13 protein-coding genes are annotated in these 14,356 nt (G+C 52.4%); 8 read left to right on the top strand and 5 right to left on the bottom strand.

The window, feature by feature from the left end; all coding sequences use genetic code 11:
- Positions 1–45: 45 nt before the first annotated feature.
- Positions 46–2,097, bottom strand: a complete 2,052-nt coding sequence (locus LC586_RS43595; protein WP_229490404.1) for an AAA family ATPase — start codon at positions 2,095–2,097, stop codon at positions 46–48.
- A gap of 940 nt (positions 2,098–3,037) precedes the next feature.
- Here LC586_RS43595 and LC586_RS43600 point away from each other — a divergent pair.
- On the top strand, positions 3,038–4,036 hold the full coding sequence (locus LC586_RS43600; RefSeq protein WP_229490405.1) for a hypothetical protein: 999 nt from the start codon (positions 3,038–3,040) through the stop codon (positions 4,034–4,036).
- Between the two features lie 68 nt (positions 4,037–4,104).
- Here LC586_RS43600 and LC586_RS43605 read toward each other — a convergent pair whose 3' ends face one another.
- Positions 4,105–5,421, bottom strand: a complete 1,317-nt coding sequence (locus tag LC586_RS43605) for a site-specific DNA-methyltransferase (RefSeq protein ID WP_426136683.1) — start codon at positions 5,419–5,421, stop codon at positions 4,105–4,107.
- A 99-nt stretch (positions 5,422–5,520) separates the two neighbouring features.
- On the opposite strand from LC586_RS43605, the gene LC586_RS43610 reads away from it, so the two are divergent.
- From LC586_RS43610 to LC586_RS43635, 6 genes are all read left to right on the top strand, one after another.
- Positions 5,521–6,429, top strand: coding sequence for a DNA adenine methylase (locus tag LC586_RS43610; protein WP_229490406.1), 909 nt, complete (start codon positions 5,521–5,523; stop codon positions 6,427–6,429).
- A complete protein-coding gene (locus LC586_RS43615) occupies positions 6,426–7,781 on the top strand; it encodes an HNH endonuclease (RefSeq protein WP_229490407.1) in 1,356 nt (451 codons plus the stop codon). The genes LC586_RS43610 and LC586_RS43615 overlap by 4 nt, the downstream gene beginning before the upstream one ends.
- Positions 7,782–8,039: 258 nt before the next feature.
- Positions 8,040–9,206, top strand: a complete 1,167-nt coding sequence (locus LC586_RS43620) for an integrase family protein (protein WP_229490408.1) — start codon at positions 8,040–8,042, stop codon at positions 9,204–9,206.
- The gene (locus LC586_RS43625) at positions 9,203–9,775 is read left to right on the top strand and encodes a hypothetical protein (RefSeq protein ID WP_229490409.1); all 573 of its coding nucleotides are present in this window, start codon (positions 9,203–9,205) and stop codon (positions 9,773–9,775) included. Before LC586_RS43620 ends, LC586_RS43625 begins: the two co-directional genes overlap by 4 nt.
- Positions 9,776–9,835: 60 nt before the next feature.
- A complete protein-coding gene (locus tag LC586_RS43630; RefSeq protein WP_229490410.1) occupies positions 9,836–10,054 on the top strand; it encodes a helix-turn-helix transcriptional regulator in 219 nt (72 codons plus the stop codon).
- Positions 10,047–12,344: a virulence-associated E family protein gene (locus tag LC586_RS43635; protein WP_229490411.1), complete on the top strand. Its 2,298-nt coding sequence runs from the start codon at positions 10,047–10,049 to the stop codon at positions 12,342–12,344. The genes LC586_RS43630 and LC586_RS43635 overlap by 8 nt, the downstream gene beginning before the upstream one ends.
- Before the next feature lie 294 nt (positions 12,345–12,638).
- Here LC586_RS43635 and LC586_RS43640 read toward each other — a convergent pair whose 3' ends face one another.
- Positions 12,639–12,965, bottom strand: a complete 327-nt coding sequence (locus LC586_RS43640) for a helix-turn-helix domain-containing protein (RefSeq protein ID WP_229490412.1) — start codon at positions 12,963–12,965, stop codon at positions 12,639–12,641.
- Between the two features lie 17 nt (positions 12,966–12,982).
- Here LC586_RS43640 and LC586_RS43645 point away from each other — a divergent pair, with 17 nt between their 5' ends.
- Positions 12,983–13,381 (top strand): hypothetical protein, encoded by a 399-nt coding sequence (locus tag LC586_RS43645; RefSeq protein ID WP_229490413.1) that lies wholly within the window; start codon positions 12,983–12,985, stop codon positions 13,379–13,381.
- A 4-nt stretch (positions 13,382–13,385) separates the two neighbouring features.
- Here the strand turns inward: LC586_RS43645 and socB are convergent, their stop codons facing one another.
- Both socB and LC586_RS43655 read right to left on the bottom strand, forming a co-directional pair.
- Positions 13,386–14,105, bottom strand: a complete 720-nt coding sequence (socB, locus tag LC586_RS43650; protein WP_229490414.1) for a type VI toxin-antitoxin system SocB family DNA replication inhibitor toxin — start codon at positions 14,103–14,105, stop codon at positions 13,386–13,388.
- The gene (locus tag LC586_RS43655; RefSeq protein WP_229490415.1) at positions 14,083–14,226 is read right to left on the bottom strand and encodes a hypothetical protein; all 144 of its coding nucleotides are present in this window, start codon (positions 14,224–14,226) and stop codon (positions 14,083–14,085) included. The genes socB and LC586_RS43655 overlap by 23 nt, the downstream gene beginning before the upstream one ends.
- Positions 14,227–14,356: the final 130 nt, after the last annotated feature.

Genomic DNA, 14,356 nt, shown 5'->3' on the forward strand with positions numbered 1-14,356 from the left:
CACTTAGCAATCACTGAAATATGTTCATTCCCATTCTAACCAAGCCTAGTGCGCCAAAAGTTCATCTAGTAGAGCGCGAACCAATCGCCAGTCTTCCGAACTTAGATCCCGCATCTTCTGAGTGATGCGGGTTTTGAATGCAGTTTCAGACATCTTCATTTCTGATCGCTTGTAGAGGTCAGAAAGTAGTCTTTTCCCGTCGCAGAGGTCGCGCCATTTAGCCTCCCAACTCAAGGAAATCTCCAATTTACGCTTTTTCGCAGCTTCAATGAAATTTGCTATCCATTCTGATTGCTCCACATTAGGGATCGAAGTGCGCGCAGTCGACATCCGAGTAAATAATTTACCAGCAATAACATCCAGTCCGGTGTCAGAAACATCACCTTTAGTTAGAGAGGAGTTTTTATAACCTTGTGAATTGTATGCCTCTCTTGCTGCGATAGCGTCTATCTGCTCAAAAGCAAGCTCACGAATAAGTTTATGGACCTCACCTGCACTATTGATTGGATGCCGAGTTGCGCTTTCATCTTTTAGAATTTCCGATATCACGTCTGAATCAAGCATATAGTTTTCGATCGAGCGGCGCTTCCACTGCATTACTTTAACCGCCGCCGAGCTTTTCAAATCTGTAAGTTCTTCATCCTTGTCAAAAATGAGATAGATTGGTGCGACTTGTTGCCCCTTTTTCTCAAGTTCCTGTAGACGTGAAATGGTCTTTTCGATTTCACGTCTCCCTCCACGGTCGGCAATTTTCAGTTTCCTAGTCAACTCAGGAAAGGCCGTCTCTAGGAATGCCACGTCATCGTCGCCTTCTACTAGAACAGTGCCTTCATACAAGAGAGACTCACTTACCGAGGTTCCCAGCCTATGGAGGGCGTCGGCATATTCGTCCAATGCTCTCTTGCCAACCTTGGTAATATCTGATGCCGACTTTAAATGAAGCAATGCGCAGTCGTCGCTAGAGAACGCGCCAGATAATATCTCGGGAGAATGAGTGCACATGATGAACTGAATATTGCGTGGTTTTGAATATTGATTGAGCATGAACGTCAAAATATCACGGCTAACTGCAGGATTTAAGTGCAGTTCTGGCTCATCAAACAAAGCAATTCCACTATCAGAAACTGACTTTGCAACAATAAGGAAAGTGAGGGCGATATTTTTCTCGCCACTGCTTAAGCTGTCTAACTCTATAAGGCGACCTGTAGATTTTTCTTCTGTCATTACTGAAAGAAGACCAAGTTCATTCACATGTATTCTATTTAAACTTCTTCCTTTAAGGAGTTTAGAAAAGATAATTTCGAATTCATTCCGAACGGTTTCTTTTTCAGCGTCGTCTATGACAAGAGAGTTGATTATCAGGTTTTTTAATCTCTGATATTTTATTTGGGGTTGGGAATTGTGCATCTCTAGTTGTTGTTGAGCGTCGGGACCTCCCAACTGAAGAGTGGCCTCGCCCATTGGCAAGGCTCGGTCTGCCGGAAAATACGAAAATGTTGAAAGTGATGGTGGGAGTCGTTGGTCAAGAAAGCCGATAAGTGGACCGGCAAGCGGGTCAGTCACGGCTATTTGTCCCGACACCCCATTTAAGGCCACGCCGAGCGTCAGCGTTGGTTCGGCATCTAATCGGCCCAACAAACCCGTTAATTCTGATGTGGCAGCCATGGTTGCAGCAACCCCTTGTGGTGATTGCATAAATTGCACAAGCATTGCTGGATTGGAAAAATTCTGCCCAACCCTGGAAGCAACTAGATTTTGAACGACCTCGGGGAGAAACTGTTTGGCGATTTGTATTTCTTCTCTCGTCAAAGTGTATGTGCAACGTACATCTATCAGTTGAGATGGGTCTCTTGCTAAGCTGCTGAGGAACAATCTTTGTGGGAAATGAGGTGAAGCTGCACCTAGCGAAATAAGAACCTGTAGGGGCTCCTGCTGGGTCCTTGGAGCCGCAATTGCTTTCGCAACACGAATTGCTTGAAGGATTGTTGTCTTGCCGACACCATTTGGTCCCACGATCACGTTAATATATTGGCTTAATGATACACTAAGGTCAGAGATTGCTCTGAAGTTCTTTATAACTAAGTGGCTGATAAACATTCAGTTCCTCTGGCTATTCGCTTTACATACGAAGTTGCCTAGAAAGAACGCGACGTGCAAGTACAAGTCAATAGTTTTTACTATTAAATTTCGTAGGGGCGTGCACATTGATTTCTTTAAAACAGTAAAAATACAGGTAACATCCAATTGCGCTTGAAAGAAATGGTGCCGCTTCCCGGAATCGAACCGAGGACCCCATCATTACGAATTATATTCCGCAATCGTTTCAGACGGTTGGACAGCGTGGCACAGGATGGCGCAATTTAGGATAACATGCTGAATCAAAAAGGGTTTTCACCATTGCGGTGTTGCACACAGTCTCACCCGGTTGCTCCCGATCACACACCGTGACCCTACTAACGCCCTACCAGCCGGAAAAGACGATGCCCCCGACGAGGCCGGCGAACCAAGCGCGGACCTCCCCCCATCAACGGGTTTCACCAGATAGGCCGGGGAGTGGAGCTTACTGTCTCGAAGGTTTCCGATGCCGTGGCCCTCTTAAAGAAAGTTCACGGCAGCCCGTAAGCGTTCCTTACACATTGGCTGCGAGGAGACACCTATGGGGACAGTTATTGCAAAAAATGCAACAACTGGCGCGTGAAGTTAAGCTTGTCGAACTGCTCTCCGACGTCCGTTTGTCAGGATGGGCATTATCTGCTGTCTCTTATTAACGGCTTTCGACACTAGGTGGAAAAGATGATCATGTAGATGGAGGAGTCTCGCGGTCCAAGTGCTTTCACGCTATGCGTCTTCTTTGGGGCGGTTGGTGGAATGGTAGCATTCAGGATCGTTCGCCGAGCCGCTATTTGCATTGCGAAAATTAGCGATAACTTCCGACAGGCGGCAACTAAATGGGTAACCCATAAATTATTTGTCAAACTACAGCGAGAGCATTCGGAGCGCAGCTCGGATCATCGCCGATTAGGATCTAGGAAGGTATATGAAGGGTGATCATTCTAAAACAAGTAGAACTGAGGAGTATCCAACTCTTTCAGAAAGAAACTGGGAAACGCTATCGGTTTCATCTGCTATTTTTGCTCTGCTCAGTTTTTCAATTGCGGCAATCTGGCTCTTCGAAGAAGGACTTAATCAAGACGACCTGTGGAAGGTTCAGCTATTCACCCCATTCGGAGTGGCGCTCTTTGCTGTTGTTACTTACTGCACAGCTAACTGGCGCGGTAAGATCACTACACGTCAGGCCGATCTGGCCGCAAGTCAACTTCGCCTTTCCGAGCGAGAAAGCAAAGCAAAGCTTCTTCAGGAAGGCGCTAAACTTCTTGGAGAGATTGGGAAACCGTCGCATGTATCGGCAGGAATATCGACGCTGGCAGTATTGATCATGGGCGACGATGAGGAGTTCGCAGTGCAAGCGATGAACTTAATCGCAGATTTGATTCAACGTGAAATGAGTAACGCTCATAATCATACGCATCAGGAAGAGGCATTTCTCGTGCTCAAAAGAGGTGAAACCGTCGGTCGCCATTCGGACCGGGAGATACGATTTGATGCGAGCAACTCTGAAACACGATGGAAGATACTCCACGGGGTAAAAAGTGTGACCTATGTTGACGGGTTTTTCCTAGGTCTTGATGGCACGCTTGATTTGGCTGCTGAGAGTCAAAATTTTCGCAATGTTAAATTTGATGCTTGTCAAAACATTATATTCAGCTGGAAATTTGATACATGCAAATTTAGCGAATGCCATATTTCCAGAATACAAAATTTTTGGTCTTCAAGAGAACCCGAGATGTATCACGATTTTAATGATTGTGATTTCTCCAACGCGTTATTCGATGACGCTGAAACACTGCGATGGATATGTGGTCAGAATAACTACTTTGTTGACGGATGTTCTCCCGAAACGGTTTCTGGAGAGCTGATTGATTGGCTTGAATACTTTTCGATTGAGAAATATTCGCGAACGCCAATACTCTTTTAGCACCGGTTAGTTGTGCTAAGCCGCCCGCCTAGATATCAGCTGACCTGCCTAACACCGAGCTATTCACTTCAGCACACGTTTGAAAACTCTTTTTGGATTGCTGAGTTGGCCAAACATTGTTCGATAGCTCCGAGAGTATCAGAACGAAGCGGCTTCCCAAACCGTGGCGATACATGAACGACTTCAAAGCTGCCCCCCCCTATCCAAGAGGTCGTTTCGGTAATCCCACCAGGGTCCGTTCCATTTGTCACATGTTGGAGACGTGGTAACAAGAAATCCAAAACTGTCTTAGCGTTGCGTTCAGCTACTATCCATCGCCGCCGCATCTTATGTGCAACTGCAGCAGAGGTTCCACTCCCGCCAAAGATATCGACCACTAAGTCTCCCGGGTTCGTGGCTATGTGAATGACCCGTTCGAGCAGCAACTCGGGCTTAGGAGTCTCGAAAACTTCTCGGTCAGGAAACAGTGTCATGAGGTGTCGCTTGGCATCATCATTGGTCCCGGTATCTGATGAGCCCCAGACTGTGAATGGCACAAGGCCGCGGAGTTGGTGGCTGAAGAGTTTAAGTCGAGGTGAGCCATCACCTCCCTTCGGAAACCATATTCGCCCATCAGCAAGTAGAGTCTGAAAGGTTGTTTCTGTCGCATACCATGACCTACCGCGAGGCGGTCGCAAAATTCGCCCGGTCGGCGTGACAATTTGGTATTGCTGACCGCTCCGATAGCCCGGGGCGGTAAATGGTGCATCTACCCAAGGACCGCGAGGATCATCGTCCTTGTTAACTAGTTGAGCGGTATCCTTGGCGAGTAGGTTTCTAGACGTCTTCCACTTTCTCGGGCCATTCGGCGCATACACAAGTATGGTGTCGTGGTTAGTTGAAAAGGCCGCTCGCGAATCTCGAGTATTTTTTTTCTGCCACACGACTGATGCAACAAAGGCTTGCTCGCCGAAGATTTCGTCCATTACAGCCCGAGCACGATGCACTTCGGCATCGTCCAAGTGAACCCAAACACTCGCATCGTCCGCTAGAAGTGGACGAATTGCCATAAGGCGATCGCGTATCATGCTCAGCCACATCGACCGGTTCATTGTATCGTTATATTGACGGACACCCGCATTCGTATTGAAAGGTGGATCGATGTAAACTAGGCGAATACCACCCTCAAAGAGAGACGTACCTGTGTTCAGCGACTCCAAGACGTCTAGTCCATCACCAATCGCTAGAACGTTTGGTTTAGCATCAAGCGAGCACGCTCCAATGGTCTCGAACTTTAGAGAGTTTCGCATTCGATGGTCATTCGGTTGTACCCACTGATAGTCAGTGGACCCCGAGGCACACAACACTAAGTCCTTGTTCGGCCAAATGAGTTGTACGTCAGACATATTGATTTCCGGGCTAGAAGCTTGCAGACAACGAGATGGTGTCTATGCGAATCGGATTTATTTATGCACCATCGACCAGACAATGAAAAGGCTTGATAAATGGCCCAAAGTGCCAGATTAACGCGTGACGATAAATTTCCGGGAGCCGATTTGGATCATCCACCAATGAAGCCCTTTATCAGGTGGGTTGGCGGAAAGTCGCGCCTGCTTCCGCGCATCCTTCCCCACGTTCCGGCAAGTATAAAAAATTACTATGAACCTTTCCTCGGAGGGGGGGCTGTCTTTTTGGCTTGCGCTTCGCGTGTTTCCGGTCGAGCTTATTTAACAGACCTCAATGGTCATCTCGTGGCGGCTTGGATTGCGATGCGGGACCATCAAGCTGAACTACGTGCTTTGCTGGACTGGTATTTGGCAAATGACTCCAAGGAATTCTATTACTCCGTTCGTTTAAGCGCCCCAACTTCACTTGTTGAAAAGGCCGGACGCTTTCTCTACCTGAATGGCGTTTCTTGGAACCACCTTTGGCGCGAAAACTCTCGTACTGGAGCGATGAATGTTCCATGGGGTGACCGTCAATTCAAACGCATTGATGACATCACCATGACAACCGTAGGCAAGGTCCTCACGCGGGCAGACATCATTGCCACCGACTTCCGCGAAGTACTCCGCGGAGCCTCTGCCGGAGATTTTGTATACCTCGATCCACCCTATTTGCCGGTATTTTCTCGGCCGGATATTGAAAAAGAGCCCACAGCGAAGTTCAATAAATACACGGCTAAAACCTTTGAATTGCCAGATTTGATCGAACTCGCAGATATTTGCGCCGAGCTATCGCGGAAAGGCATCAAATGGATAATGTCTAATCGAGACATCGAAGCAGTTTGCGAACTTTTTCCAAATTCGGAAATCGTGCGATTCACTACTCATCGCGCGTTGGCAGCGCAGAGCAGGAGACAAGTCGAAGCGCACCAGTCGCCGGAGGCGATTATCATTGGGAGGGTTGAATGACCGCTCAACCAGTAGAATGGGTCCTCGTAATATATTACGGCCCCTCGGCACACCGTGCGACCTATGGACGACTGGAGGGCACGCAGTACACGAAGGATTATATTCAGCTCTCGCGAAAAGATGAGTTCATCGAAACCGTGGAAAGCCTCTTTCCGGTGCCTGCGAGCGGCGCGACATCAGTTCCACTCACATATAAATGGCCAACTGGAATGGCACCGGGCGAGCTGGTTTTCCGTTCTGCGGACCGACCTCACCTCAAATGGGAAACGAGCCTTGGTGCACCGCAGGCGTGGAGAATGTCCCCAGCACCGAGTGAAGTCACCGCTGAGACGATTCCGGGTGATCCTACGCGCTTCAAATCGACAGAGGCCGACGAGGAGCTTACACTGCTAAAGAGTCGGGGGGCCGGGCAGCCATATCTGATGGCAATTAAGTTGCGGGACGAGCCGACAACATTGCATCTGCGTGCCTATCTTGCGGATCCCAACGAAGATTTCGCGTGGGCCAACATCCAACTCGTCCCCCAAGATATTCAGACTCTCGTTGCGAAGACATCGCAGCAGTCAGCGCTGGCTTGGTCGATGTTTCAAAGCGGTGGAGTGGCACCTACCTCCAAGGTGAACGACGCATTGGCTCATCTCGCAGCATCCGAAAATTCGGTGTCGATGATCAGTACGTTCGAAGCTGACGCAGGCCTCGCGCTCGCTGCCTACTTGGAACATCCCGGTTATGGCCTATTTTTTGACCCAATCCGGAATCATGACGCGTGGTCGCAGCCCTTGCCGCTTCCTGTGAAAATCGTGTCATCTGTGGATGGTCTTTTGGAAGCGCTGAAAGCTCGCTTCTCGCCGCCATCTCAAGGAGATGCGGTCGCCGAAACTCTAGAGGTTTCTACTGAGCAGGTAGAGGCTTTCCGCGAACAGATCAAAAATAAAAACTATGAAGTTGACGATTCTTACGCCACTGCCAAAACGAGAGGCAGTGCTCAGAGGGCTTTTTCCGAAGAAGTAAAAAAAATATACGATTTTCGATGCGCAATAACTGGTATAGATACCAAGGATTTTCTTGTTGCTGCACATATAGTTCCTTGGAGTCAAGACAAGAGCATCCGATTAGACCCGTCGAATGGTATATGTCTTTCATTGATTATGGATCGAGCGTTCGAGAACGGATATGTTTTAATTGAAGACGACTTTACAGTTACTGTAGACTGGGAAAGGGTTGGAGATGATTTATCACTGGGAAGTTATCTCAAAGCATACGATGGGAAGAAGTTGAGCGCGCCTTTGCTTTATGCTCCACGGCCGGAATATCTTCAAAGAAGGCGGGAGCAAGTTACTTCGACTGCGTAAAGATCGCTGGCGTGTCGATAATTGACATACCGCACAGTGGAGATTGGTCGAATGGAGTTCAAAGTTACGATGCATATCGGCTATCCTGACACTTGCGTTGCTCATGTTGCATCGCTCACGCGTGCGCGGGTGTAGGATCGCGTTTCTTTTTGTTTCCCGGTGTTGCACATCGTAGGATAATATGTCATAACTATCTGATATTACTTGTCATTTTTAAAAACTCATATTACTTTGAGTTGAGGCCAAAAGGAGGTCTCAATGCCTAATTTACGTCTTACCCGCCGTGCGATTGATGAAATTCCATTTCCCGAGAGCGGCCAGATTTTTTATCGCGATACGCTGCTGACCGGTTTCGGTCTGCGCGTCGGTGCCCAATCCAAGGTCTACTTTGCCGAAGGGCAGGTGAACCGCCGGACGCGTCGTGTCAGCATCGGGCGGGCCGATGTGTTTGCGCCCGAGGTGGCGCGCAAGAAGGCGCTCGCGCTCCTGGGTGAAATGGCCGATGGGCGCGACCCTAATGCAGCCAAGCGGAAACAGGTTGTCGCCAAACTCACGCTGGTTGATGCCTTTGATCGCTTTTTCGAGGCCAGACCGCATCTCTCTTCGCATACGGTTGACGGCTACTCGCGTACCATAAAGCTTTATCTGAAGACGTGGCGGAAGCAACCGATCAAGGCGATCTCCCGCCAGATGGTGCTCAAGCGTCATCAGGATATTTCCAATGAGTCGGGCAAGACCACCGCCAACAACGTCATGCGGCACCTGCGGTCCGTCTACAATTTCGCTGCCGCCACCCATGACGATTTTCCGCCCAATCCCGTGCAGATATTGACGCAGGCGCGGGCGTGGCACCGGGAGCAGCGGCGGCAGACCGTCGTGACCGCGCAGGATTTGCCGCTGTGGTGGAAGGCCGTCAGGGCCGAGCCGGAATATTCCCGCGATTTCCTGCGAATGGCCTTGTTCACCGGCATGCGCCGGGGAGAGCTCTTGAAACTGCGCTGGGAAAATGTGGACCTGCAGGCGCGCACCTTGCATCTGCCGACAACCAAGAACGGCGATCCCCTGCATTTGCCGCTGTCGGCATTTCTGGTTGAGATGCTTGAGGATAGGTTCGAACGTTCGGGCGCATTGCCCTATGTGTTTCCCGGACCGGGGGAGCAGGGGCATCTTGTTGAAACGAAGAAATTCCTGCTCCGGGTTGTCACGGGTTCCGGCGTCAGCTTCACGCTGCATGATCTGAGGCGCACGTTCATTACTATCGCTGAAAGCCTCGACGTTCCCTATTACGCGCTCAAGCGGCTGCTCAATCACCGCGCAACTGGCGACGTGACGGGCGGCTATATCGTCGTCAATGCCGAACGGCTGCGCGGTCCGGTGGAACAGGTGGCCGAGAGAATACTTGAACTGGTAGGAGATGCAGCATGATCAGACCTATTCCCGTTGACGGCGACATATCAGCCGAAGCCGTAACCGCCGTTATCGATGTCCTGTTGTTGGCCATCATCCGCGCCTATCCTGACGATACCAAGGGCCGTGAGGCTTACAGGCGGCTCAACGAGGCCAAGAGCGCATTGTTCGGTATCAGGAGCCAGCGTGGGCGCAGCGTACACGATGATCTGCCTGAGTTGGTGCACATGACCGAAGCCTATATCCGCGAACGTGGCACCCCGCAGATCGGGAAGAATTACGAGTTGGCATGGCCGGATGGCGGCGACCATCACACGCCGCCGACCGTCTTGGCCCGGGAGGCAATCCGGGTCCGTCAGGCGGCCGATCCGAATTACCATCCGCACAGCGATGACAAGGCCGACAACCTTCAGGAGAAGTTCTGCCGCAACAAGGATGAGTGGCTGAAAATGGCCTATGGGCAGTCAGGCATGGCTGAGAGCGTTTTCATACTGAAGCTGCGCGAGCTTGCTGAACTGCTGGAGCCGCTGGGCGTCCGTGTCGACATGCCCAAGGAAGTTTTTCGCGGTGTTAATTCGGCGATTTAAACCTGTGGCTCGCCAGCGTCGCATGTGAATATTGGGAGGCTCCCAACAAAGGAGCCACCAATGACGCAAACCAGAAAACTGCTGACCACCAAAGAGCTTCCCGACATCACGGGCTTGAGTAAGAGCTTTTTCGACAAGGGTCGCCGTTTGGGCTACGGCCCGAAATTCATCCAAATCAAATCCGGCAGGCGCACAGGCCGGGTGTTTTACCGGCCTGAAGATGTCGAAAACTGGCTGACCTCCAAGGAATGCGTTCCGGTGGAGATGCGCTATGACTGAGAACCTGCAGCCGGACCCCAAGCGTGCCATAGCGTTCCTCTCCTGGTTGACGCAGGGCGCGCCATTGCATCTTGAACGCATGAACAGCGTCGGGCCAGAAATCCCCTTGCAGAAAACCTATGGACCGCACGAGCTTGGTTCTGCCGAGAAATTCATCGCCATGAACAATGGCGACGAATACCAGAGAAATAACTACTTCCTGCCGAACGGCGAGTTCCTGACCGGTAAACGGGCGAAGGCCAATCTCAGCGCCGTGCGGATTCTGCATTGCGATCTCGACGGCAAGGATTATCCGGGCTCGCCGGCGGAACAACTTGATACCATTCTCGGGTTGTTGACCGATCCAAAGCGCATGCCAAAGAATGTGCCACCGCCGACAGCGATCATTTTTTCCGGCGGCGGCTTTCAGGCATTCTGGCGATTGAAAGAGCCGATTGGCGTTGAGGAGGCGGCAGCACTCAACCTGGCGTTGCTTCAGGCCTATCGAGGCGAAGGCAACACGCACAGCCCGGCGCAATTGATGCGGGTACCGTTTACAGTCAACTGGCTCAACCAGAAGAAGCGGGATGCAGGGCGGGTGCCTGCGCGTGCCTATGTCGTCGAGCCGATCAACCTATCGCAACCGCCGGTTTGTTATGAGGTGTCGGATTTCAAGCTGAAGCCCGTGCGCGAGACTATGCCTGCCATCTCCGCGAAGGCTGGCAACATGCTCGACCCGGCAGACTTGCAGCCGCTTCCACTACCGGAAGATCTTTCAGAGATATTGCCGTCGGACCCCGACTGGGTGGAAGCGCTGGCGGACGGCAAGGCGCCACCCGGCAAATCCTATGGGTCACGCTCCGAGCTGGTGTTTGCCGGTGTTCTCTGGTTGTTGGGAAAGGGTGTCGCGCCGGGGCATGTCATTTCCGTTATCACCGAGCCGGAATTGAAGATCAGCGCGCATGTGTTGGAGAGCCCCAACCCCCTGCGCTATGCGCAGCGGCAGGTCGCGCGGGCCATGGCGTTTATTGCCGCCTGCCGGAAAGATTGGCCGCACGTGACGGCGGAGGGCCGCCCGGTCGAGAACCACCCCAACAACATCCGCTATGTGCTGACATTGCTGGAAGTCGATTCCCGGCGGAATCTCTTCATAAACGCGGACGAGATCACGGGCCAGGGTCTCGATGACCGTGACCTCAACGCTATCGGCGAAATCCTGTCCAGCCAATTGCTGCGGGACAAGCATTTCAAGGCGTCGTCCTACGCCGTCAAACGCGAACTGATCGCCATTGCCCATGAGCAGGCCTATCACCCGGTGATTGACTATTTCGACAGTCAGCAATGGGATGGCACGCCGCGCATCGATACATGGCTGCGGGATTATTGCGGCGCGGACGATACGGAGCTCAATCGCGAGTTCGGTGCCAAACTACTGGTCGCCGGCGTCAGGCGCATCAAGCAGCCCGGCGTCAAGTTCGATACGATGCTGGTTCTCGAAGGGCCGCAGGGTGTCGGCAAGTCACAGCTTGCGGCAAAGCTCGCCGTGCGCCGTGAATGGTTCTGCGGCAGTCTCGATCTGAAGAGCGATGACAAGACCAAGGCCGAACTTCTGGCCCGCGCGTGGATTGTCGAGTGCCAGGAACTGGATGGCATGAACAAGACCACCAGCCAGAGCCTCAAGAAGTTTCTCGGCACGGATACGGACAATTACCGCAAGGCCTACGATCACGACGCCAAACCCTATCGGCGGCATTGCGTCATCATCGGCACGACCAATGAGGATACCTATCTGCGCGACCTGACAGGCAATCGCCGGTTCTGGCCGGTGCGGGTGAAGACCATCGATATCGAACGGTTCAGCCGCGATGTCCATCAGCTTTGGGCTGAGGCGGTTGTGTGCGAGCAGGCGGGCGAGCCCATCACGTTGTCTCAGCATCTTTGGCAGGCTGCGGCGGAATTGCAGGCCGTGCGCATGGTGGAGGACTCCTTTGAGGTGGTTCTGGAAGGCTGGTTCAACGACCGGATAGGCCGGGTGTCATTGGAAAGCATCAAGCTGCTGCTCGGGTTCGAAGGTGGCAAAATGCTGCCAACGGAAGCACAGCGCCAGAAACGCATCATGGACCGTCTTGGCTGGGAATATGGTTCGCATCGGCTGCGTGATCTCGGGCAGACATCGAACGCGCCACGCAAGGGTTTTGCACGCGGCACCGAGGAAGAGCGAAAAGTGGAATGGATTGCCAAACGGGTGGATGGCGGCATCGCTGTGCTGGTTCGCCTTGGCGAGAGCGCCGATAATGACATGCCCTTTTGAGCGGGCTTGTAACCTGTAACTGTAACCCAGGCTGCCAAAAGGTGTGGCACCGGGCACCGGGGGTATGCCACTCCCCCCTACACCCCATATTTCTTTTGAGGCCAAGGTTACAGTTACAGGTTACAGGCCAAGGGCTTGCTGCTTGGGTGCAGGTGCCCGGCGCACGTGCTCCGACGGCCTCCGAGCGTGTCCGAGGCGGGCATGGCGGCGGCTTGGCCGCCAATACCGGCATTGCCTGCCTTATGCGCTCTGACGGCCCGTTGAAGCGCGCAGTTTGGTAGCGAGCTTTAAAAGCTACCCCATAAAAGCTTTTAACACTTTTGCAGCACGGCCAAGCTGTTCTTCATTCATGCCCGAAAGAGTCCGATGAATATCCGTAAGGATTCTTGCTCGTTCGCCTGTACCGGGAGCGGTGTCAGCTCCGAACAGAATTGACGCCGGTACGTCTAGTGCCGTCGCAATCTTATCGGCAGTTTCAAAAAGCGGTGCGGCTTTCCCGCGCTCGATCTTACCAATTGTCTCTTGGGAGACGCCGACCAGTTCAGCGAGACGCTCAAGCGTCCAGCCCTTTGCTTTACGGTGATGACGCACATTCGCGCCGAAGAGGCGTTGAAGTTCCATGCGCTCGAAAGAGCGATATGCAGCTTGCTAAATCCATAGATAGGTACTATGGATTCCTAAAAATAGGATGTATAAGTTCTTTTTTAAGAGAAAAATTATCTCAGGTTCTTGTAAACTTCATGATTGATCTCATACTTGAAATTGCATGCTGGCTCTTGTTTGCCTTTTTCTGCGGCCAACTGCTCATATTCATAGGCTTGGTATTGTGGGTGATTTGGACGGATGCCATCGAACCGAGATTGATTTCCTCAACCGAAATTGATCACGTAGCCAAAGGTATTATTGATAGCTATCCCGACCCGGAGCAAGAGGCTTTCGCCCGCCATGAGCGTGCATGGTACGGCAGCGACGGCGCGGAGGAGACCTATTGTTATCGGGTGCGGAAGGCTGTCAGGCGGCGGCTTGAAGGACGCTAAGGCGTCAGTCAAACAACGGACCGGTGCCCGTCGCCCGACCACGCTCCTTACGCTCGCGATCTTCCAGCACCTCGCGCCACATCTCATAGGTCGAAGCGACCATCCGTTCTAATTCCTCACGGGAGTAGAGTTCGACACCCTCGTCCGTGTGGAGCCTAACCGCGCGCCGATCATTGGACGGGTCGCCAAGCTGCACAATAGTCAACCGAACACCGGCAAAGTCCTCGTCAGCAGCTCGGATACGCTCGTGCATCATCGAGAATGCGAACCTTCGGCCCTCGGCGGTCAAGCCTCTAGTGCGGCGTGGCTCTACGAACAGGGCGCTCGCCTGCTCGTCGATGGCGACAATCATCGGCAGCCAGAAGGTGACTTTCTGCCCCATGCCCATCGACAGCGGGAAGAACTCCTGTCGCCGCCCGAATATCCGGCCAGAAGACGCAAGGTCGCGCAAGCCAAGAGCGACCCGCCGGTTGTGGGTAAACTCCTCATCCGATCTGCTGCGCTTCCGCAACTCAGCCTCGATCACGGTCCAAGGCGCAGGATCGGCTGCGCCTAAATCCAAATCAGGCTGGATGTTGAAGATGTCGGAATAGCAGGAACGGACAGGCTTGTAGGAGAAGCTTGAGAAACCGCCCTTCATCTGCTCAAGGCTCTTACGCTTCATGTCATCGCGCTGGGGGGCGATGCGCGCAAGATCAATGTCAGGCAAAAGGCGTGTCGTCACTGGGCGGCTCTCCTGCACTAGGATTAGTGCCGACCGATACTTTATGGTGGCGGAATCGGTCTAGGATCACATTTTCAGGTATCCGCATCCCAAAAGCAACATCTGTTCGTGCTTTGTCCACAACCGCTGACCACGGAGATTCCTTCGCGTGCGAGAGATCGACAAGTCGGCCGGGCGAAAGACGCCCGTATGATCTCATCACGTCAGACACGAGGTCTATGACTTCGAGGTCTGTCGGCTTGGGCAGGTCA

Source organism: Nostoc favosum CHAB5714 (assembly GCF_020829495.1).
Taxonomy (GTDB): Bacteria; Cyanobacteriota; Cyanobacteriia; order Cyanobacteriales; family Nostocaceae; genus Nostoc; species Nostoc favosum.

Bases quoted from the DNA above. Each gene is read 5' to 3' on its own strand.
- LC586_RS43595 (WP_229490404.1), bottom strand. From the start codon at position 2,097: ATGTTTATCAGCCACTTAGTTATAAAGAACTTCAGAGCAATCTCTGAC.
- LC586_RS43600 (WP_229490405.1), top strand. From the start codon at position 3,038: ATGAAGGGTGATCATTCTAAAACAAGTAGAACTGAGGAGTATCCAACT.
- LC586_RS43605 (WP_426136683.1), bottom strand. From the start codon at position 5,421: ATGTCTGACGTACAACTCATTTGGCCGAACAAGGACTTAGTGTTGTGT.
- LC586_RS43610 (WP_229490406.1), top strand. From the start codon at position 5,521: ATGGCCCAAAGTGCCAGATTAACGCGTGACGATAAATTTCCGGGAGCC.
- LC586_RS43615 (WP_229490407.1), top strand. From the start codon at position 6,426: ATGACCGCTCAACCAGTAGAATGGGTCCTCGTAATATATTACGGCCCC.
- LC586_RS43620 (WP_229490408.1), top strand. From the start codon at position 8,040: ATGCCTAATTTACGTCTTACCCGCCGTGCGATTGATGAAATTCCATTT.
- LC586_RS43625 (WP_229490409.1), top strand. From the start codon at position 9,203: ATGATCAGACCTATTCCCGTTGACGGCGACATATCAGCCGAAGCCGTA.
- LC586_RS43630 (WP_229490410.1), top strand. From the start codon at position 9,836: ATGACGCAAACCAGAAAACTGCTGACCACCAAAGAGCTTCCCGACATC.
- LC586_RS43635 (WP_229490411.1), top strand. From the start codon at position 10,047: ATGACTGAGAACCTGCAGCCGGACCCCAAGCGTGCCATAGCGTTCCTC.
- LC586_RS43640 (WP_229490412.1), bottom strand. From the start codon at position 12,965: ATGGAACTTCAACGCCTCTTCGGCGCGAATGTGCGTCATCACCGTAAA.
- LC586_RS43645 (WP_229490413.1), top strand. From the start codon at position 12,983: ATGCAGCTTGCTAAATCCATAGATAGGTACTATGGATTCCTAAAAATA.